Genomic DNA, 20,811 nt, shown 5'->3' on the forward strand with positions numbered 1-20,811 from the left:
GTACAACAGACTTACACGGGCAGCGTTTTCAGCAGCGCAAAGGCCTCTTTCATTCGATCTTCGCTCACCACGAAGGCACACAATTGGCCTTCGCTGTTCATTCCTCTGGCGACCATACCTTCTGCTTCAGCCGCAATGTGCCAGTTCAGATCGCGACGCTGGGTTTCTCCGGCCAGATGTAATGGCAGTTCCGGCGTTTTGACTTTTACCAGCATGGCCGGCAGTTTCAGCGGGGCGTTGCCGCCGAGCAGATTCTTCGCCAGATACATGGCGCTTAGCTGAATCGGCTGCAGGAACGGGAGTACCTGGCCGTTAATTTCCGCACAGTCGCCGAGAGCATAAATGTCCGGGTGGCTGGTTTGCAGATAGCTGTCGACGCAGACGCCACGATTGATGTTCAATCCGGCGCGACGCGCCAGCGCGGTTTCCGGACGCAGGCCGGTGGCGGCAATCACCGCATCGACTTCTACGCTGCGGTTACGATCGAGCGTGGCGCGAATACCGATGCTGGTTTGCTCCAGACTCTGCAACTGTGATTTCAGCAGCAGGTGCACACCCATATCGGTCAGACGATGCTGCAAGCGACTACTAACTTCCGGCGGCATTAACGAGGCCAGAATGCTGGCGGCGTTATCGATGAGCGTTACCGCTTTACCGGCGCGGCAGAAATCCATTGCAAGTTCGCTACCAATCAAGCCGCCGCCAACAATCAGTACTCGCTGGGCGTCACGCAGTTGCGTTTCACAGGCGCGATATTCCTGCTGGCTGTTCAGCGTCAGCATTAACTCACGCCCGGTAACTGGCGGTACAAAGGCCGAAGCTCCCGTCGCCAGCACCAGTTTGTCGAACTGCCATTGTTGGTCCTGACTTTTTACCACGTGAGCACTGGCGTCGATGTCGGAAACCCAGGTGTGTGGGAACAAATGCAAATTAAACTGTTCGGCAAACTCCCCCGCCGACTGGCGGGTGAGGTCGTCTGCACACTGTGCCTGACTGATAACATGGCTGAGATCGGGCTTGTTGTACTCATCCATGCTGTCAGCGGCAATCAGGGTCAGCGGGACAGTCGCATCCTGCTTACGGATATTTTTGACTAACTGACGGGCGGCGAAGCCCGAACCAATAATGACAATACCGCGGCTCATTTTGCCTCCGTAGCCAGTACGTCGAAGACGTCTTTGCCTAATGAACATTCCGGGCACAGGAAGTTGTCTGGTACGTCGCTCCACGGTGTACCCGGTGCGACATCCTGCAGCGGTTCACCTTTCGCTGGATCGTAAATCCACTGACACACGCTGCACTGCATGCTTGGGCCAAGGTCAGCGGCAGCCGCAGCGGCACAGGCGCACTCTTCTTCTTTGGTTGCTGTTTTCACTGTCGTTTCTGGCAGCGGAGCAAGCGCCCACTGACGTGCAATTTCACGACCGTGTTGACGGCACAGCTCCAGCGCATCCAGATCCGGACGCCATTTCGCCTTCAGGCTCAGCGACATTTCGAAACCGGCATCCTGCAAACGCGTGGACAAACGGTCTACCGCACCGCCGCTCCAGCCGTGTGAACCAAAGGCGCTGGCGCGTTTGTTACGAAAACGCAGGCCGGTCATCTCTTCCACCAGACCGGCGATTTTCGGCATCATCACGTTGTTCATCGTGGAGGTACCGACCAGCACGCCTTTAGAACGGAAGACATTAGTCAGGACTTCGTTTTTATCGCTACGGGCGACGTTAAAGATTTTCACCGCCACGTTCGGGTCAACTTCGTTGATGCCCTGAGCAATGGCGTCTGCCATCATGCGGGTGTTGTTGGACATGGTGTCGTAGAAAATGGTGATGCGATCTTCCTGGTAATCCGCTGCCCATTTCAGGTACAGCTCAACGATTTGCGTTGGATTTTCACGCCATACCACGCCGTGGGAAGTGGCAATCATATCAACCGGCAGGTTGAAGCCGAGGATCTCAGTGATTTTCGGCGTCACCAGACGGCTGAACGGGGTCAGGATGTTGGCATAGTAGCGCTGGCACTGTTCGAACAGTTCGGTCTGGTCAACTTCGTCGTTGAACAGGCGTTCGTCGCAGTAGTGCTGACCAAAGGCATCGTTACTGAACAGCACCGCATCGCCGGTCATGTAAGTCATCATGCTGTCCGGCCAGTGCAGCATTGGCGTTTCAACGAAGATCAGCTGTTTGCCGTTGCCGATGTCCAGTGAGTCACCGGTTTTTACGACGTTGAAGTTCCATTCCGGGTGGTGGTGGTGCCCGGTGATGGAGTCAATGGCATTAGCGGTGCAGTAAATCGGCGTGTCCGGAATGCAGGACATCAGCTCGGTCAGCGCACCGGCATGGTCTTCTTCTGCGTGGTTAATGATGATGTAGTCGATATCTGCCAGGTCAATTTCACTGCGCAGGTTCTGCACGAATTCACGGCTAAACTTGTGGTCTACTGTATCGATCAGGACATTTTTTTCTTCACGGATAAGATAGCTGTTGTAGCTGCTGCCGCGCAGCGTTTTGTATTCAGTCCCGTGGAAATCACGCACTTCCCAGTCACGTTGGCCAACCCAATGAATGTTATTTTTAACCAGAATAGACATAGCAACCTCAGTAATTAATTCAGCGTTTTTCTAAAAAAGATGTTTTGTTAATTGCAGGTTGCGTGCCAGCTTTTTATTTATTTGATTTTAAAGGAATTTTTGTTAACTGCCTATTAGGTGGTAGTCAAAATGACTATGTGTTTTATTGTCAATATGACAATATGTATTGTCAAAATGACAATGAGGTAGCCATGAGCTTTTCAGTAGACGTGCTGGCGGGCATCGCCATTGAATTACAAAGCGGAATTGGGCATCAGGACCGTTTTCAGCGCCTGATCACCACCTTGCGTCAGGTGCTGGAGTGCGACGCGTCGGCACTGCTGCGCTACGAGTCACGACAGTTTATTCCGCTGGCGATCGATGGGCTGGCGCAGGATGTTCTCGGCAGGCGCTTTACGCTGGAAGGGCATCCGCGTCTGGAAGCGATTGCCCGCGCCGGGGATGTGGTGCGATTTCCCGCCGACAGCGATTTGCCTGACCCTTACGACGGGCTGATCCCCGGCCAGGAAAGCCTGAAAGTTCACGCCTGCATCGGACTGCCGCTGTTCGCCGGGCAGAATCTGATTGGCGCGTTGACGTTGGATGGTATGGAGCCGGACCAGTTCGATGTTTTTAGCGATGAAGAGCTGCGCTTGATTGCCGCACTGGCGGCGGGCGCGCTGAGCAATGCGCTGCTGATTGACCAACTGGAAAGCCAGAATATGCTGCCGGGCTCGTCGACTGCCTTCGAGCAGGTGACGGAAACACAAATGATTGGCCTGTCGCCCAATATGATGCAGCTGAAAAAAGAGATTGAGATTGTGGCAGGCTCCGATCTCAACGTCCTAATCAGCGGCGAAACGGGAACCGGGAAAGAACTGGTGGCGAAAGCTATCCATGAAGGTTCGCCGCGTGCGGTGAATCCGCTGGTGTATCTGAACTGCGCGGCGTTGCCGGAAAGCGTGGCGGAAAGTGAACTGTTTGGCCATGTGAAAGGGGCCTTTACCGGCGCCATCAGCAATCGTAGCGGCAAATTTGAAATGGCGGACAACGGGACGCTGTTTCTCGACGAGATTGGCGAACTGTCGCTGGCGCTGCAAGCCAAGCTGCTGCGTGTGCTGCAGTACGGCGATATTCAGCGCGTGGGTGACGATCGCAGCCTGCGCGTCGACGTGCGCGTGCTGGCGGCAACTAACCGTGATTTACGCGAAGAGGTGCTGGCCGGGAATTTCCGTGCCGATCTGTTCCACCGTCTGAGCGTCTTTCCCCTTTCCGTACCGCCGCTGCGTGAGCGTGGCGAAGATGTGGTGCTGCTGGCAGGTTATTTTTGTGAACAGTGTCGGCTGCGACTGGGACTTTCTCGCGTGGTGTTAAGCCCCGGTGCGCGTAACCATTTGTTGAACTACGGCTGGCCGGGGAATGTACGTGAGCTGGAACATGCCATTCATCGTGCGGTCGTTCTGGCCAGGGCCACCAGGGCAGGGGATGAAGTAGTGCTGGAACCGCAGCATTTTGCCTTGCAGGATGAAAGCCCTGTTCCGCAGCCGGACGTTGTTACGGAGATCCCGCAACATCACAATCTGCGTGAAGCAACGGAGTCATTTCAGCGGGAGATGATCCGTCGGGCGTTGGCGCAAAATAATCACAGTTGGGCGGCAAGTGCGCGGGTGCTGGAAACAGACGTCGCCAACCTGCACCGGCTGGCGAAACGTCTGGGCTTGAAGGATTAGAGGATGCCCGCCTGATAAAAATCCTGCAGGTTGATAGCGCCGGTGAGTTTACCGTTTTCATCCACCACCGGTGCGGCGGTGATTTTGCGTTTCATCAGGATCTCTTTGGCGTCAATCGCGCGGCTCTGTGCCTGCAGCGTGACGCCATTATGGGTCATCGCTTCGCGAACCTCAGTGCTAAGCGCTCCGCCACCGACCAGCCAGCGGCGCAGGTCGCCATCGGTAAAGACGCCTTTCACCAGAGACTGTTCGTCGCAGACAGCCACCAGGCCAAGACCCGTACGGCTTAGTTCCAGCATCGCGTCCATGACGCTGGTGGTGAGCGTCACCTGCGGTATAGCATCGTCGCGTCGCATCAGATGATGCACTTTGTTTAACAGACGAGCGCCCAGCGCCCCGGCCGGATGCGAGCGGGCAAAATCTTCTTCGTTAAAGCCGCGAGCCTGCATCACGGCGATTGCCAGCGCGTCGCCCATCATCAACGTGTTTACGGTGCTGGAGGTCGGTGCCAGGCGCATCGGGCAGGCTTCCCGCTCAACGGAAATATCCAGTACGGCTTTGGCCGCCAGGCCCAGTGGTGAGGTCGGCTTTCCGGTCATTGTCAGCAGGGCGACGGATTTGTCTTCCAGGCGTGGAATGATGAGATCCAGTTCTTTCGCGCCGCCGGAGTAGGAGATAAACAGCATCACATCACGGCTTTCAATCATGCCTAAGTCACCGTGCAGCGCTTCCGCCGGATGCACAAAAAAGGCGGGGGTGCCGGTACTGGCGAGGGTCGCCGCAATTTTTTTGCCGATATGACCTGATTTGCCAATACCGGAGACAATCACTTTGCCTTCACAGTGGATAATCGTATTGGCGGCACGGACAAAATCATCGCCCAGTCGCTCTGGCAGTCGGCTGGCTTCCTGTAGCTCCAGCATTAACGTCTGACGGCCCGCGTTCAGTAGTGCATCACTCATTGGTTTCTCCGGTTATGATAACTTCAATCCCTTTTGCTTCCAGCGCCTGACGAAACGCAGGGTCGATGCCCGCATCGGTAATCAGCTTGTCGACGCTTTCCAGACTGCACACAACATTGGGGCTTTTGCGTCCGAATTTCGACGAGTCCGCCATCAGAATCACTTCGCGAGCGGCATTGCACATCGCTTTACTGACGCTAAACACCTCATTAAACGTGGTCACACCGGCATTGAGATCGATGCCGTCGGTGCCCATGAAGAGTTTATCAAAGCTGAACTGCTCAAAGGCGTTTTCTGCCAGCTGACCGTGAAATGACGCAGATTTTTTGCGAAACGTCCCGCCGGGCATCAGGATGGTTTGCTCGTTGTCCAGCTCAGAAAGGGCATTAACAATGTGCAGACTGTTGGTCATGACGGTGATGTTGCTAAAGCGCGTGAGCATCGGCACCATCTGCAATACGGTACTGCCCGCGTCCAGAATGATCGAGTCGCCATCGTGAATAAAACGGACGGCGGCTTCGGCAATCTGCTCTTTTTTATGCGTGTTGATCAGCGTTTTGTGATCGATTGGCGGATCGGATTCGTCTTTATTTAATACCACGCCGCCATAGGTACGAATGACGGTTCCGGCATTTTCCAGAATGACCAGGTCTTTGCGAATGGTCGTGCCGGTGGTGTCAAAGTAGTGGGCCAGTTCTTCAACCGAGCATTTTCCCTGCTTTTGCAGATGCTCCAGTATGGCAGCCTGACGCTGACGAGGTTTCATAGGCGTGATTACCTTGAATTAAATTTGCGAAATGATAATTTCGCAAGCTATTAGCATTCACAACGAAATTACCCATGTTTCAGTTTAAGCGCCAATGATAGTGCATTCTGCGATAGCGGATCATGGGGAAAGATCACATCAGGCTGTAAATCATCAAGATGTTTGCCCATTATCGTGGCAATTTTGCCGGGTCTGGCGAATACAGTAAGACCTTTCATAAATAACGTATCAGTCACCCGCTGTTGTTCATCCAGCGCGATGGCGACCACCACGCGCGGTTTAAAACGTCCGCCGGAACGACCCACGCCGACCCGACCCTGCTGGCAGAGTTTATCGAATGCCCGGTTAAAGCGGGATATTTGCCAGCCGCCGAGCGCCAGTTGCAGGCACCAGGCGATAGCGGCGACGGTAATCAGTGCGGAAACCATAATGTGCTCCTTTGATGTTGCCGGGTGACGTCGCGAGTGCGCCACCCGGCAGTAAAGATCAGAACATCACCTGACCGCCGGTCACGTTGATGGACTGCCCGGTGCAGTAAGAGGCTTTCGGGCTGGCGTAAAACAGCAGCATGTTCAGCACGTCCTGATAATCGCAGCCGCGTTTGAGCGGAACCTTATCAATGTAGTACTGCTCCACTTCGTCCGGCTTGAGGCCCAGTTTGGTGGCATACTGCGGTAATAACGACTGGAACATCGGTGATTTCAGCAGATTGCCAAGCATCAATGAATGCACGGTAATACCGTACTCAGCCAGATCCAGCGCCAGTGACTGGGTTAAGCCCACGCCGCCAAATTTTGCCGCGCTATAGCCTGAGTTGTGTTTACTGCCCACTTTCCCCGATTTGGAGTTGATCTGGATAATGCGCCCCTGAACGCCGTCGCGGATCATCAGGCGTGAGAATTCACGTGCGCAGAGGAAGTAGCCGACCAGATTCACCTGCAGCGAGCGGTCGAAATCACCGAGTTCAAAGTCGCTGATAAAAGCCGCTTTGGCGATGCCCGCACTGTAAACCAGCAAGTCAGCGCGACCGAATATTTCATCCACGCCGCGTGAAAGCGCCAGCACGCTCTGTTCGCTGGTGGCATCTGCGCCAAAACCGTAGGCGGTACCTTCGCCAAACTCGGCGTTAATTTCCTGCGCTACGTTGGCGGCTTTATCGCTTTGAATATCCACCACCGCGACGCGGTATCCTTCTGTCGCAAGCCCACGGCAAAGGAATGCCCCCAGGGTCTGGCCTCCACCAATGACAACGGCAACTTGATTCATTTCTTTCTCCTTCAATCTTAAGCAATAAACTTCAAAATACAGCCCGGCGCGATGTCGTCCGGTACGGGCCCCGCAACGTGTACGGTGCCGGGAAATTCCGCTTCACTTAGCCCGTCGAAGCGTAAGGTGATATGCCCCAGTTCACGCAAATTCAGCTCGGCCACGCTGCCTACGGCGGTGACCGGGTAGCGATGCTGGCCTAGTTCAAACTGGATCCCTGCTTGCAATGAGCCGCTCAGCTCGCCGTGACAATGAATGAAACAAAACTCTTCGATATCTGCAGGCGCACCTTCACGGAAGGTAATCAGCATCTGGTCGCAAAGCGCATCCGGGGCGCTCTGACCGATTCGAGTGATGGTGGTTTGATAAATCACGGTCATTTTTGAGTGCCTCTTATTGGTAAATAAAGCCGGAAACAAACCAGGCGATAAGGACGGTAGGCGCGCCGGTCAGGAAACGGCTTACCAGTACGGACGGTACGCCGACGCGCACGGTGTCTTGGCGGGCTTCGGCCAGCGATAATCCCACAGGAATAAAATCGCATGCTGCCTGGGCGTTAATCGCAAACAATGCAGGCAGCGCCAGATGTGGTGGGATATTGCCAAGGCCAATCTGTACGCCGATCAGAACACCGATAACCTGCGCGATAACCGCACCGGGGCCGAGGAACGGCGACAGCAGTGGGAAGGAACAGATCAGCGCCAGAGTCACTAACCCCAGCGGATGGCTGGCCAGTGGTGCGAGGCCGTGGGCAATCCAGTCACCCAGACCGGAAGCCATGATGATGCCGATCAGCGCCGAGACAAACGCCATAAACGGCAGAATGGTTTTCAGCACGGTATCAATCGTGTCGCGCCCGGACTGGAATAGCACCGCCACGGCGGAGCCCATGCCCATGCCGACTTTCGCCAGCAGACCATCACTCTGTTCGGTAATCTTTTTACTGGTGTCATAGTCGCGACCGGCCGTGGGACTTGCCGGTTGTGGCGTAGCGGCGGTTTCACCGATTGCGGTAATGTTTTCTTCTTTTACGCCAGAGACATAAATATCTTCGGTAATGTATTGCGCCAGCGGGCCGGACTTCCCGGTGGAATGAATGTTAATTGTCGGAATCCGGCGCTTCGGGTAAATACCGCAGCGTAGCGTGCCGCCGCAGTCGATGATCGCCGCGCCAATTTCGTTCTCCGGCGGCTCGCCTTCTTTGAAGCCATCAACGGCCAGCCAACCGGTCAGACTCGCCAGTTTGTCGACAATCGCCGGGCGCGTACCGGCGGTGATATAGACAATTTTCTTTCCGGGCGTTGCTTCCAGTTCAAGCGGACCACCCCAGCCACCGGCACCTTTTTCAATACGAATACGCATCATGATGTTGCTCCCGCCAGGTGGACTTTCTGCTCAAGTTGAATGCCCATTTTCTTCTCGAAGATGGAGGTGATGAGATCGGTCACCCAGCCGCGAAAGAAGTTAGTCACCAGGCCGACCAGCAGATAGCTCACTGCGAGTGGGCCGAGCGGCAGGCCAAGCGTGGTCAGACCGCTGGCTATCCCCAGATAGACAAACAGTTCACCGGGGTTGATGTGCGGGAACAATCCGTTCATCGAATGGCAGCTGTAGGATGCCGCCGCGTAGTAGCTGGGCTTGTACTTCTCGGGCATAAATCGGCCCAGGCTCAACGTCATAGGGTTACAAAAAACAAATGTGCCGATGCACGGTAGCAGCAGATAGCGGGACAGCGGGTTGCCGGCGCAGCGCTGAGCAAAACGTTCAATACGCTGCTGACCAATAAAGTTAATTAGCGCGTTCATGATGACCAGCAGGCTAATTAAGAGCGGAAGGATCCCGGTGACCATGCCGGTAAACACTTCTCCGCCTTTCTGGAACAACCCGATGAACCACTCTGCGCCCAGGGTGATGGTGTCGATCATTATTCTCTCCTGTAGGGGTGGGTACTTGCTAAAACGTGGTTTATTTTAATCATATTGAAAGGTTTTAAAGTGTTATTTTGATCTCAAAATGAAAGATAAATATTTTTATTTGAAAGTTAGTGCGTGCGGGATCGCAAATGTGGTGGCAAATGGTGAAAGGGGAGATAAATTCTGCGAAGGAGCGCGACTACCGCTTCCTTGTGTGGCGGTGGATGCTTTACCATACTTCTCTCTGGCTGAATCTGTTTAATGGATGTCTCATGTTCAAGCGTCGTTATGTAGCATTACTTCCCCTTTGTGTGTTGCTTGCTGCCTGTAGTAGCAAACCAAAACCTTCAGAGACTCAAACGACAATGGGTACGCCTTCTGGCGGTTTCCTGCTTGAGCCGCAGCACAACGTCATGCTGTCGGGCGGCGACTTCGCGAATAATCCGAACGCGCAGCAGTTCATCGATAAAATGGTGAGCAAGCACGGCTTTGACCGCCAACAGTTGCAGGAGATCCTGTCGCAGGCCAAGCGTCTGGACTCGGTATTGCGTTTGATGGACCGCCAGGCGCCGACGACGCAGCCGCCAGCCGGACCTAACGGTGCATGGCTGCGCTATCGCAAGCAGTTCATCACGCCGGATAACGTGCAAAATGGCGTGGCGTTCTGGAATCAATATGAAGATGCGTTGAACCGCGCGTGGCAGGTCTACGGCGTACCGCCGGAAATTATTGTTGGCATTATCGGTGTGGAAACCCGCTGGGGCCGCGTGATGGGCAAAACACGTATTCTGGATGCGCTGGCGACGCTGTCGTTTAACTATCCGCGTCGGGCGGAATACTTCTCCGGTGAGCTGGAAACCTTCCTGCTGATGGCGCGGGATGAAAGCGATGATCCGCTGGATCTGAAAGGCTCCTTCGCCGGTGCCATGGGCTACGGACAGTTTATGCCGTCCTCTTACAAAGAATATGCGGTTGATTTCAATGGCGATGGACACATCAACCTGTGGGATCCGGTAGATGCCATCGGTAGCGTGGCAAACTACTTTAAAGGCCACGGTTGGGTGAAAGGCGATACGGTCGCTGTGCCGGCAAACGGCCAGGCACCAGGGCTGCCAAACGGCTTTAAAACCCAGTACAGCATTTCTCAGCTTGCCGCCGCTGGCCTGACGCCACAGCAGCCGCTGGGTAATCATCAAAAGGCCAGCCTGCTGCGCCTGGATATTGGCACTGGTTATCAGTACTGGTATGGGCTGCCGAACTTCTACACGATTACCCGCTATAACCACAGCACGCATTATGCGATGGCAGTCTGGCAGCTAGGTCAGGCGGTGGCGCTGGCACGCGTACAGTGAAGTAAGTCGATACGAGAGGGAAGGGCTGTCTTCCCTCTGCTTTTGTTATCGCTGAATTTGCGACTGGCACTCAGCGCGAAGTTGAGATATTTTTTTGGAAATCGTTAAGCTGTATCCCAGACATGCCAGCCCCAGGATGATTTGGCTGCCATCATAAGGTTCAATATATCCGGATGATAAGATGTTCAGAGCGCCCATTCCGAGTGAGCATACGCCGCCAATAATCAGCCATAACCTCAACTGCTGAGTTTGTTTCAATTTCTGTTGAAGGGGGTTTTCTATTCCTTTTGATGACATCTTTGCATCCTCTCCATATCTGTACGGAATAGTAATATACCGTTTATTCATCGTCAGTTTACCGCACTTTCCCCGAGTAAATGGTCTGCGGGTATTTTTTCGGAATACGGCTCGTAAAATCACACCCCCATCCCCATATCGGTTATGAAAGTGCTATCTTGTCCGGCATATTTTTTAACTGGCAGAGGCTGAAATGACCGACAGTGAACTGATGCAGTTAAGTGAACAGGTAGGATTGGCATTGAAAGCGCGCGGCGCGACGATGACCACCGCAGAATCCTGTACCGGCGGTTGGGTAGCGAAAACCATTACGGATATTGCGGGCAGTTCCGCCTGGTTTGAGCGCGGATTTGTGACCTACAGTAACGAAGCTAAGTCGCAGATGATTGGCGTGCGGGAAGAAACGCTGGCACAGCATGGTGCAGTGAGTGAGTCGGTGGTTGTCGAAATGGCCATTGGCGCGCTAAAAGCGGCCCGGGCAGACTTTGCTGTTTCGGTAAGCGGTATCGCAGGGCCGGATGGCGGTAGCGAAGACAAGCCGGTCGGGACAGTATGGTTTGCCTTTGCCAGCGTAAACGGTGAGGGGATCACGCGTCGGGAATGCTTTCGCGGCGACCGCGATGCGGTGCGTAGACAGGCGACCGCCTATGCGTTACAGACCCTGTGGCAACAATTTCTACAAAATACTTGATACTGTATGAGCATACAGTATAATTGCGTCAACTAAACATCATCTTTCACTATTCGCGGTTCAATCCGAGAGTGGCATGACAGGAGTAATTAATGGCTATCGACGAAAACAAACAGAAAGCGTTGGCTGCAGCGCTGGGCCAGATCGAAAAGCAATTCGGTAAAGGCTCCATCATGCGCTTGGGTGAAGACCGTTCCATGGATGTGGAAACTATCTCCACCGGTTCGCTTTCTCTGGATATCGCATTGGGTGCGGGCGGTTTGCCGATGGGGCGTATCGTCGAAATCTATGGCCCTGAATCTTCCGGTAAAACGACCCTGACGCTGCAGGTTATTGCTGCTGCGCAGCGCGAAGGCAAAACCTGTGCGTTTATCGATGCAGAACACGCGCTTGATCCTGTTTATGCCCGTAAGCTTGGTGTTGATATCGACAACCTGCTGTGTTCTCAGCCGGATACCGGTGAACAGGCGCTGGAAATCTGTGACGCGCTGGCGCGTTCCGGTGCCGTAGATGTTCTCGTTGTCGATTCCGTTGCTGCACTGACGCCGAAGGCTGAAATCGAAGGTGAGATCGGTGACTCTCACATGGGCCTTGCGGCACGTATGATGAGCCAGGCAATGCGTAAGCTGGCGGGTAACCTGAAACAGTCCAACACGCTGCTGATTTTCATCAACCAGATCCGTATGAAAATTGGCGTCATGTTCGGTAACCCGGAAACCACGACCGGTGGTAACGCACTGAAATTCTACGCATCTGTTCGTCTGGACATCCGTCGTATTGGCGCGGTGAAAGAGGGCGATAACGTGGTGGGTAGCGAAACCCGCGTTAAGGTCGTGAAAAACAAAATTGCCGCACCGTTTAAACAGGCTGAATTCCAGATCCTTTACGGTGAAGGCATCAACTTCTACGGCGAACTGGTTGACCTGGGCGTAAAAGAGAAGCTGATTGAAAAAGCCGGTGCATGGTACAGCTACAACGGTGAGAAAATTGGCCAGGGTAAAGCGAATGCAACCAACTGGCTGAAAGAAAACCCGGCTACCGCAAAGGAAATTGAGAAGAAAGTTCGCGAATTACTGCTCAATAACCAGGACTCAACGCCGGACTTCTCCATCGATAACAGCGGCGAAGACGTAAAAGAAACGAACGAAGATTTCTGATAATCTGGTTTCATCGCCTAAAAAGGGCTGCATATGATGCAGCCCTTTTCCATTTCTGAAGGTTAACTATGACTGATTCAACGCCGCGCCGCTCCGCTTATTCCCGACTTCTTGACCGTGCTGTGCGTATTCTCGCTATGCGCGATCACAGTGAGCAGGAACTTCGACGCAAACTGGCAGCTCCGGTTATGGGAAAAAATGGGCCGGAAGAAATTGATGCTACGCCGGAGGATTACGACAAGGTTATCGCCTGGTGTATCGAAAGCCGCTACCTTGATGATGACCGTTTTGTTCAGCAATTTATCGCCAGCCGTAGCCGTAAAGGCTATGGGCCTGCACGTGTACGCCAGGAGTTGGGGCAGAAAGGTATCTCTCGCGAAGCCATTGAACGTGCTATGCGTGAATGCGAGGTTGACTGGGCGCAGTTGGCGCGAGAACAGGCCATCAGGAAATACGGTGAGCCCCTGCCGATGGATTTTTCAGAAAAGGTTAAGGTCCAGCGTTTTTTGCTCTATCGCGGCTATCTGATGGAAGATATTCAGGCAATTTGGCGAAATTTTGAAGATTGAGCGCATACGGGATTTTACTTCCCCGTAAAGAAAACTTATCTTATTCCCACTTTTCGATTGCCAGAGGCGCAGTTTGCATGCCTACGCTGGTGATGACATTTCGTTAGCTTGATTTCTTCAGGATAATTATGAGCAAGAGCACCGCTGAGATCCGTCAGGCGTTTCTCGATTTTTTCCACAGTAAAGGACATCAGGTAGTTGCCAGCAGCTCCCTGGTTCCAAACAATGACCCTACTTTGTTGTTTACCAACGCCGGGATGAACCAGTTCAAGGATGTTTTCCTTGGTCTCGACAAGCGTAATTATTCCCGCGCAACCACCTCGCAGCGTTGCGTACGCGCGGGCGGTAAACACAACGACCTGGAAAACGTCGGTTACACTGCACGTCACCATACTTTCTTCGAAATGCTGGGTAACTTCAGCTTCGGCGATTACTTCAAACACGACGCTATTCAGTTCGCATGGGAACTGCTGACCGGTGAGAACTGGTTTGCCTTGCCGAAAGAGCGTCTGTGGGTAACCGTTTACGAAACTGACGATGAAGCCTTTGAAATCTGGGAAAAAGAAGTTGGTATTCCGCGCGAACGTATCATCCGTATTGGTGATAACAAAGGTGCGGCATATGCCTCCGACAACTTCTGGCAGATGGGTGACACCGGTCCTTGCGGTCCGTGCACCGAAATCTTCTACGATCATGGCGACCACATTTGGGGTGGCCCTCCGGGAAGCGCAGAAGAAGACGGCGATCGCTACATTGAGATCTGGAACATCGTCTTCATGCAGTTTAACCGTCAGGCTGACGGCACCATGGAACCGCTGCCGAAGCCGTCTGTGGATACCGGTATGGGTCTGGAGCGTATTGCGGCTGTGCTGCAGCACGTTAACTCCAACTACGATATTGACCTGTTCCGTGCGCTGATTGAATCCGTGGCGAAAGTCACCGGTGCTACCGATCTGAGCAATAAATCACTGCGCGTGATTGCCGACCATATCCGTTCTTGCGCATTCCTGATTGCTGATGGCGTTGTACCGTCGAATGAAAACCGTGGTTATGTGCTGCGCCGTATCATTCGTCGTGCGGTGCGTCACGGCAACATGCTGGGCGCGAAAGAAACCTTCTTCTACAAGCTGGTGGGGCCACTGGTAGAGGTGATGGGCTCTGCGGGTGAGGAGCTGAAGCGTCAGCAGGCGCTGGTTGAACAGGTTCTGAAGACCGAAGAAGAGCAGTTTGCCCGCACGCTGGAGCGTGGTCTGGCCCTGCTGGATGAAGAGCTGTCAAAACTGTCTGGCGATACGCTGGATGGCGAAACCGCCTTCCGCCTGTATGACACCTATGGCTTCCCGGTTGATCTGACGGCAGACGTTTGCCGCGAGCGCAACATCAAGGTTGACGAAGCAGGCTTTGAAGCCGCAATGGAAGAGCAGCGCCGTCGTGCGCGTGAAGCCAGTGGTTTTGGCGCAGACTACAATGCGATGATCCGCGTTGATGGTGCCTCAGAATTTAAAGGTTACGAGCATCTGGAACTGAACGGTAAAGTCACCGCTCTGTTTGTGGATGGTAAAGCGGTAGATGCAATTAATGCAGGCCAGGAAGCCGTTGTCGTTCTTGACCAGACGCCGTTCTATGCGGAATCCGGCGGTCAGGTTGGCGATAAAGGCGAACTGAAAGGTGCGGGTTTTGCGTTTGCTGTTAGCGATACGCAGAAATACGGTCAGGCGATAGGTCACATCGGCAAACTGTCTACGGGTTCTCTGAAAGTTGGCGATGCCGTGCAGGCTGACGTAGATGAAGCTCGTCGTGCGCGTATCCGCTTGAACCACTCTGCAACGCACCTGATGCATGCGGCGCTGCGCGAGGTTCTGGGCACGCACGTGGCGCAGAAAGGCTCATTGGTTAACGATAAAATTCTACGTTTCGACTTCTCTCATACCGAAGCCATGAAACCTGCTGAAATTCGTGCCGTTGAAGATCTGGTGAATGCGCAAATTCGTCGCAACCTGCCGATTGAAACAAACATCATGGATCTCGAAGCAGCGAAAGCCAAAGGTGCAATGGCGCTGTTCGGCGAGAAATATGATGACCACGTACGCGTGCTGAGCATGGGCGATTTCTCTACCGAACTGTGTGGCGGCACTCACGCCAGCCGTACCGGTGATATCGGCCTGTTCCGTATTGTGTCTGAGTCTGGCACCGCTGCAGGCGTGCGTCGTATCGAAGCCGTCACCGGTGAAGGCGCTATCCGTACCGTTCATGCTGAGAGCGATCGCTTAAGCGATATCGCGCAGTTGTTGAAAGGTGATAGCCATAATATCGGTGACAAAGTGCGTTCCGTACTGGAGCGTACACGTCAGCTCGAGAAAGAATTGCAGCAATTGAAGGAACAGGCCGCAGCGCAGGAGAGTGCAAATCTTTCCAGTAAAGCGGTTGATATCAACGGGGTGAAGCTGCTGGTCAGTGAACTTACCGACGTTGAACCTAAAATGCTGCGCACCATGGTTGATGATCTGAAAAATCAACTGGGGTCTACCGTTATCGTACTGGCAACGGTAGTTGAAGGTAAGGTTTCTCTGATTGCGGGCGTGTCTAAGGATGTGACTGATCGTGTGAAAGCAGGGGAACTGATTGGCATGGTCGCTCAGCAGGTAGGCGGTAAGGGTGGGGGTCGTCCGGACATGGCGCAAGCCGGTGGTACGGATGCCGCAGCTCTGCCTGCAGCGTTAGCCAGTGTGAAAGGCTGGGTCAGCGCAAAACTATAATAACTATACCAAAAATAATTCGAGTTGCAGGAAGGCGGCGACGCAGTGAATCCCCAGGAGCTTACGCTTGTAAGTGACTGGGGTGAGCGAGAAAGCCAACATACCTGCAGCTTGAAGTATGGCGGGTATATAAGCATTAGCGTATGCCGTAGCCCTGGTTACGGCATACGAATCAATGCTATCGACAACGATAAAGTCAGGTTGAAGTTGTGTATATCGGCTAAACTTAGGTTTAACAGAATGTGATGCCGTGACTGCTTACACTTAGGTGTTTGTCATCGCTTACTTTTTGGCGTTATATGATGGATAATGCCGGGATACAGAGAGACCCGACTCTTTTAATCTTTCAAGGAGCAAAGAATGCTGATTCTGACTCGTCGAGTTGGTGAGACCCTCATGATTGGCGATGAGGTCACCGTGACAGTTTTAGGGGTGAAGGGCAACCAGGTACGCATTGGCGTAAACGCCCCGAAAGAAGTTTCTGTCCATCGGGAAGAGATCTACCAGCGTATCCAGGCTGAAAAATCCCAGCAGTCCAGTTACTAAGGTTTTCGCGTCTCACCTTTCTGGTGAGGCGCAACCTGATTTAGCCCCCTCTCTTTACTTTCTTCTGCTACTTTTCCTCTTCTTTGTACCTCCCGATCTCTCGTGTGTTCTTCTGATTTCACGCTGTTTTCACCGCCGCGTTTCACTTTTTATCTTTTCTGCGATTTTTCTGTTTGATCGCCGACCCGAGAAAACGCCAATTTATCTGTTGATAAAACACTCTTTTTGTCGTTTTTGCAGACTAATTGCGCGTGAAATGTGCAAACGATAAAAGCGCTGGAAAAATTGTTTGACTTATAAGTCCCAGAAAGTAATATGTGCGCCACGCAGCGACGATGAGCAGAAACAAGTTCTTCGAAGCACTCGCAAGAGGCGTTGTTGGTGAGGTGGCCGAGAGGCTGAAGGCGCTCCCCTGCTAAGGGAGTATGCGGTCAAAAGCTGCATCCGGGGTTCGAATCCCCGCCTCACCGCCATTTGCATCCGTAGCTCAGCTGGATAGAGTACTCGGCTACGAACCGAGCGGTCGGAGGTTCGAATCCTCCCGGATGCACCATATTATCTGATGTTGCTTTAGCAGCGATATCGACTCTGTAGTAAAGTAAGTTTCCCTGATGCATCCGTAGCTCAGCTGGATAGAGTACTCGGCTACGAACCGAGCGGTCGGAGGTTCGAATCCTCCCGGATGCACCATCTTCTCCGAGATAACAGCTAAACTGTTGTTTCATGGTCTGCGAGATAATCGCGAGCGCCAGGGAGGAGAACGTTGCTTCAGCAACGGCCCGCAGGGCGAGGCGCAGCCGAGTAATCCTCCCGGATGCACCATCTCTTACTTGATATGGCTTTTATAGCGATATCAATATCGGCAGTAAAGCAAGTTTCCCGATGCATCCGTAGCTCAGCTGGATAGAGTACTCGGCTACGAACCGAGCGGTCGGAGGTTCGAATCCTCCCGGATGCACCATTTTCTCTGAGATAACAGCTAAACTGTTGTTTCATGGTCTGCGAGATAATCGCGAGCGCCAGGGAGGAGAACGTTGCTTCAGCAACGGCCCGCAGGGCGAGGCGCAGCCGAGTAATCCTCCCGGATGCACCATCTCTTACTTGATATGGCTTTTATAGCGATATCAATATCGGCAGTAAAGCAAGTTTCCCGATGCATCCGTAGCTCAGCTGGATAGAGTACTCGGCTACGAACCGAGCGGTCGGAGGTTCGAATCCTCCCGGATGCACCATTCTTTGTTTTGCACGATAGTCAGCAATTCCCTGATGCATCCGTAGCTCAGCTGGATAGAGTACTCGGCTACGAACCGAGCGGTCGGAGGTTCGAATCCTCCCGGATGCACCATCTTCTCTTTTTTTAAATCAAACTCCCAAACTCCCAAACTCCCAAACTCCCAAACTCCCAAACTCCCAAACTCCCAAACTTCCTGAACAATCCTCAATTCGCTGTCAGCGACAAAATCAATCAATTACGATAAAGTAACGTCTGGTTATTCGGCTTGTGAGAAGACGATGTACGAACATTATGCGGGTTTGATTTTTGATATGGATGGCACCATCCTCGATACTGAGCCAACGCACCGTAAAGCGTGGCATGAGGTATTAGGGCGCTATGGACTCCGTTTTGACGAGCAGGCTATGGTCGCACTCAACGGTTCTCCAACGTGGCGTATTGCGCAGTCGGTCATTGAACTGAATCGTGCCGATCTCGATCCCCATGCGCTTGCGCGTGAAAAAACCGACAGCGTTAAAAGCATGCTGCTGGATAGCGTCCAGCCGTTGCCGCTGGTTGATGTCGTCAAAGCCTGGCATGGTCGTCGGCCTATGTCGGTCGGCACCGGGAGCGAAAGCGCCATTGCAGAGGCGCTGCTCGCGCATTTGGGGCTACGCCACTATTTTGATGCCGTAGTTGCGGCCGATCACGTACAACGCCATAAACCCGCGCCAGACACGTTTTTGCTCTGTGCCGAGCGTATGGGCGTCGTTCCGGCTCAATGTGTGGTATTTGAAGACGCGGACTTTGGCCTGCAGGCAGCGCGTGCGGCAGGAATGGATGTTGTGGATGTCCGGTTATTGTGAGTGATGGACTGTCACTCCTGTCACTGTTTGCCAGCAGTTTTCTCAGCGCCACACTGTTACCTGGAAATTCTGAAGTTGTTTTGGTGGCCTTGCTGGTTTCTGGGGTGAGTCATCCCTGGGTCTTAGTCTTAACAGCAACAATGGGTAATAGCCTTGGAGGGTTAACTAACGTTATCCTTGGGCGCGTCTTCCCGTTGCGTAAAACTTCACGCTGGCAAGAGAAAGCCACGGGTTGGCTGCAGCGCTATGGCGCTGTCACACTATTATTAAGCTGGATGCCGGTTGTAGGTGATTTATTGTGCCTGTTAGCGGGGTGGATGCGCATCTCGTGGGGACCAGTACTCTTTTTTTTATGCCTTGGCAAAGCGTTGCGCTATGTTGTGGTCGCAGCGGTTACGGCTCAGGGTATTATGTGGTGGCACTAATTGTGTTGTGGGATAGCCAGTAGGGTAACCAATACCATTATGCTAATTAAAACGATTTTGACAGGCGGGAGGTCAATTTGATCCCGGACGTATCACAGGCACTGGCCTGGCTGGAAAAACATCCTCAGGCGTTAAAGGGGATTCAACGTGGTCTGGAGCGTGAAACGCTGCGTGTTAATGCCGATGGTTCACTGGCGACGACAGGCCACCCAGATGTGTTAGGCTCAGCGTTAACGCATAAGTGGATAACCACTGACTTTGCCGAAGCGCTGCTGGAGTTTATTACCCCACCGGGCGACGATATTCAGAAAATGCTCACGTTCATGCGTGACCTGCATCGCTATACCGCCAGAAACCTGGGGGATGAGCGTATGTGGCCGTTGAGCATGCCTTGCTATATTGCCGAAGGTCAGGATATTGAGCTGGCGCAGTACGGTACCTCGAATATTGGTCGTCTGAAAACGCTCTACCGTGAAGGTCTCAAAAACCGTTACGGTGCGCTGATGCAAACCATCTCCGGCGTACACTACAATTTCTCGCTGCCGATGGCGTTCTGGCAGGCGAAATGCGGTGTAACGGACGATGAAGACGCCAAAGAAAAAGTATCCGCAGGCTACTTCCGCTTGATCCGCAACTATTACCGTTTCGGTTGGGTGATCCCGTACCTGTTTGGCGCATCTCCGGCCATTTGTTCCTCTTTCCTGCAAGGGAAGCCCACAACTCTGCCGTTTGAAAAAACCGACTGCGGTATGTATTACCTGCCGTACGCGACGTCGCTGCGTCTGAGCGATTTGGGTTATACCAATAAATCGCAAAGCAATCTCGGAATTACGTTTAACGATTTGCATGAGTATGTGGCAGGATTGAAGCGCGCGATTAAAACCCCTTCCGAGGAGTACGCGGCAATCGGTCTGGAGAAAGACGGTAAACGTCTGCAAATCAACAGCAACGTGCTACAGATTGAAAATGAATTGTATGCGCCGATTCGCCCGAAACGCGTCACGCGCAGCGGAGAATCGCCGTCTGACGCGCTGCTGCGTGGCGGTATTGAGTACATTGAAGTGCGTTCGCTGGATATTAACCCCTTCTCGCCAATCGGCGTGGATGAGCAACAGGTACGTTTCCTCGATCTGTTCATGGTGTGGTGTGTACTGGCTGATGCCCCGGAAATGAGCAGCGATGAATTGTTATGTACACGCACCAACTGGAACCGCGTGATTCTGGAAGGTCGTAAGCCGGGCCTGACGTTAGGCATTGGCTGCGAAACTGCGCAGTTCCCGTTGCCTAAAGTGGGTAAAGATCTATTCCGTGACCTGAAACGCGTGGCACAAACGCTGGACAGCATCCACGGGGGAGAGGAGTATCAAAAAGTCTGTGACGAACTGGTCGCCTGCTTTGATAATCCTGAGCTGACGTTCTCAGCCCGGATCCTGCGGTCTATGATTGATGAAGGTATTGGCGGCACGGGCAAAGCGTTGGGCGAGGCTTACCGCAACCTGCTGCGCGAAGAACCGTTAGAAATGTTGCAGGAAGAAGAATTTATTGCTGAAACCGAAGCTTCAAAGCGTCGTCAGCAGGAGATTGAAGCGGCCGATACTGAACCGTTTGCCGCGTGGCTTGAAAAGCACTCTTGATACAAAAGAAAAAGGCCACTCGGGAGTGGCCAAAATTTCATCTCTGAAAACAGGGATGATGATAACAAATGCGCGTCTTTCACATACTCAGACTCGCCC

General features: G+C 53.2%; 20 protein-coding genes and 6 tRNA genes. 16 read left to right on the forward strand and 10 right to left on the reverse strand.

The features are described 5' to 3' along the window. Positions 1-11: 11 nt before the first annotated feature. Positions 12-1,145, reverse strand: coding sequence for an NADH:flavorubredoxin reductase NorW (gene norW, locus JQ822_RS10445; RefSeq protein WP_213133406.1), 1,134 nt, complete (start codon positions 1,143-1,145; stop codon positions 12-14). After that, entirely contained in the window at positions 1,142-2,590 is a 1,449-nt protein-coding gene (gene norV, locus JQ822_RS10450) for an anaerobic nitric oxide reductase flavorubredoxin (protein WP_213133407.1), read from the reverse strand. Before norV ends, norW begins: the two co-directional genes overlap by 4 nt. 191 nt (positions 2,591-2,781) lie before the next feature. Between norV and norR the strand changes: the two genes are divergently transcribed. Further along, positions 2,782-4,299 carry a nitric oxide reductase transcriptional regulator NorR gene (gene norR, locus JQ822_RS10455; protein ID WP_213133408.1) on the forward strand — a complete coding sequence of 506 codons (1,518 nt, stop codon included), beginning with the start codon at positions 2,782-2,784 and terminating at the stop codon, positions 4,297-4,299. On the opposite strand, the gene gutQ is transcribed toward norR, so the two are convergent. The 7 genes from gutQ to srlA all read right to left on the reverse strand — a co-directional run bounded on the left by gutQ (position 4,296) and on the right by srlA (position 9,218). Beyond that, on the reverse strand, positions 4,296-5,261 hold the full coding sequence (gutQ, locus tag JQ822_RS10460) for an arabinose-5-phosphate isomerase GutQ (RefSeq protein WP_213133409.1): 966 nt from the start codon (positions 5,259-5,261) through the stop codon (positions 4,296-4,298). The two genes, norR and gutQ, sit on opposite strands and share 4 nt — an antisense overlap. Continuing rightward, positions 5,254-6,027, reverse strand: coding sequence for a glucitol operon DNA-binding transcriptional repressor SrlR (gene srlR / locus JQ822_RS10465; RefSeq protein ID WP_003037350.1), 774 nt, complete (start codon positions 6,025-6,027; stop codon positions 5,254-5,256). The genes gutQ and srlR overlap by 8 nt, the downstream gene beginning before the upstream one ends. A 68-nt stretch (positions 6,028-6,095) precedes the next feature. Next, complete coding sequence (gutM, locus tag JQ822_RS10470) at positions 6,096-6,455, reverse strand: transcriptional regulator GutM (protein WP_213133410.1); 360 nt, start codon at positions 6,453-6,455, stop codon at positions 6,096-6,098. Between the two features lie 58 nt (positions 6,456-6,513). Further along, entirely contained in the window at positions 6,514-7,293 is a 780-nt protein-coding gene (gene srlD / locus JQ822_RS10475) for a sorbitol-6-phosphate dehydrogenase (RefSeq protein ID WP_213133411.1), read from the reverse strand. Between the two features lie 17 nt (positions 7,294-7,310). Then, the gene (gene srlB, locus JQ822_RS10480) at positions 7,311-7,673 is read right to left on the reverse strand and encodes a PTS glucitol/sorbitol transporter subunit IIA (RefSeq protein ID WP_213133412.1); all 363 of its coding nucleotides are present in this window, start codon (positions 7,671-7,673) and stop codon (positions 7,311-7,313) included. A 13-nt stretch (positions 7,674-7,686) separates the two neighbouring features. After that, on the reverse strand, positions 7,687-8,658 hold the full coding sequence (gene srlE, locus JQ822_RS10485; RefSeq protein WP_213133413.1) for a PTS glucitol/sorbitol transporter subunit IIB: 972 nt from the start codon (positions 8,656-8,658) through the stop codon (positions 7,687-7,689). Further along, positions 8,655-9,218: a PTS glucitol/sorbitol transporter subunit IIC gene (srlA, locus tag JQ822_RS10490; protein WP_213133414.1), complete on the reverse strand. Its 564-nt coding sequence runs from the start codon at positions 9,216-9,218 to the stop codon at positions 8,655-8,657. Before srlA ends, srlE begins: the two co-directional genes overlap by 4 nt. 260 nt (positions 9,219-9,478) lie before the next feature. Between srlA and mltB the strand changes: the two genes are divergently transcribed. Beyond that, on the forward strand, positions 9,479-10,558 hold the full coding sequence (gene mltB / locus JQ822_RS10495; protein ID WP_213133415.1) for a lytic murein transglycosylase B: 1,080 nt from the start codon (positions 9,479-9,481) through the stop codon (positions 10,556-10,558). 45 nt (positions 10,559-10,603) lie between these two features. Here the strand turns inward: mltB and JQ822_RS10500 are convergent, their stop codons facing one another. Continuing rightward, the gene (locus tag JQ822_RS10500; protein ID WP_213133416.1) at positions 10,604-10,855 is read right to left on the reverse strand and encodes a hypothetical protein; all 252 of its coding nucleotides are present in this window, start codon (positions 10,853-10,855) and stop codon (positions 10,604-10,606) included. Positions 10,856-11,048: 193 nt separating this feature from the next. Here JQ822_RS10500 and pncC point away from each other — a divergent pair, with 193 nt between their 5' ends. From pncC to gshA, 14 genes are all read left to right on the forward strand, one after another. Beyond that, complete coding sequence (gene pncC / locus JQ822_RS10505; protein WP_213133417.1) at positions 11,049-11,546, forward strand: nicotinamide-nucleotide amidase; 498 nt, start codon at positions 11,049-11,051, stop codon at positions 11,544-11,546. A 92-nt stretch (positions 11,547-11,638) separates the two neighbouring features. Then, positions 11,639-12,703 carry a recombinase RecA gene (recA, locus tag JQ822_RS10510; protein WP_213133418.1) on the forward strand — a complete coding sequence of 355 codons (1,065 nt, stop codon included), beginning with the start codon at positions 11,639-11,641 and terminating at the stop codon, positions 12,701-12,703. 68 nt (positions 12,704-12,771) lie between these two features. Next, positions 12,772-13,272, forward strand: a complete 501-nt coding sequence (recX, locus tag JQ822_RS10515) for a recombination regulator RecX (protein ID WP_213133419.1) — start codon at positions 12,772-12,774, stop codon at positions 13,270-13,272. A 128-nt stretch (positions 13,273-13,400) separates the two neighbouring features. Continuing rightward, positions 13,401-16,028: an alanine--tRNA ligase gene (gene alaS, locus JQ822_RS10520; RefSeq protein ID WP_213133420.1), complete on the forward strand. Its 2,628-nt coding sequence runs from the start codon at positions 13,401-13,403 to the stop codon at positions 16,026-16,028. 360 nt (positions 16,029-16,388) lie between these two features. Further along, positions 16,389-16,574, forward strand: coding sequence for a carbon storage regulator CsrA (csrA, locus tag JQ822_RS10525; RefSeq protein ID WP_000906486.1), 186 nt, complete (start codon positions 16,389-16,391; stop codon positions 16,572-16,574). 380 nt (positions 16,575-16,954) lie between these two features. Continuing rightward, positions 16,955-17,047 (forward strand) — tRNA-Ser (locus tag JQ822_RS10530). Positions 17,048-17,050: 3 nt separating this feature from the next. Then, a tRNA-Arg gene (locus tag JQ822_RS10535) sits at positions 17,051-17,127 on the forward strand. A gap of 60 nt (positions 17,128-17,187) precedes the next feature. Beyond that, a tRNA-Arg gene (locus JQ822_RS10540) sits at positions 17,188-17,264 on the forward strand. Positions 17,265-17,458: 194 nt separating this feature from the next. Further along, positions 17,459-17,535: transfer RNA gene (locus JQ822_RS10545), tRNA-Arg, on the forward strand. Between the two features lie 194 nt (positions 17,536-17,729). Next, positions 17,730-17,806: transfer RNA gene (locus JQ822_RS10550), tRNA-Arg, on the forward strand. A 36-nt stretch (positions 17,807-17,842) separates the two neighbouring features. After that, a tRNA-Arg gene (locus JQ822_RS10555) sits at positions 17,843-17,919 on the forward strand. 167 nt (positions 17,920-18,086) lie between these two features. After that, the gene (yqaB, locus tag JQ822_RS10560; RefSeq protein WP_213133421.1) at positions 18,087-18,653 is read left to right on the forward strand and encodes a fructose-1-phosphate/6-phosphogluconate phosphatase; all 567 of its coding nucleotides are present in this window, start codon (positions 18,087-18,089) and stop codon (positions 18,651-18,653) included. Further along, on the forward strand, positions 18,650-19,078 hold the full coding sequence (locus JQ822_RS10565; RefSeq protein ID WP_213133422.1) for a YqaA family protein: 429 nt from the start codon (positions 18,650-18,652) through the stop codon (positions 19,076-19,078). Before yqaB ends, JQ822_RS10565 begins: the two co-directional genes overlap by 4 nt. Positions 19,079-19,155: 77 nt before the next feature. Next, positions 19,156-20,712, forward strand: coding sequence for a glutamate--cysteine ligase (gshA, locus tag JQ822_RS10570; RefSeq protein ID WP_213133423.1), 1,557 nt, complete (start codon positions 19,156-19,158; stop codon positions 20,710-20,712). Positions 20,713-20,811: the final 99 nt, after the last annotated feature.

Source organism: Citrobacter sp. FP75, from assembly GCF_018342065.1.
GTDB lineage: Bacteria > Pseudomonadota > Gammaproteobacteria > Enterobacterales > Enterobacteriaceae > Citrobacter.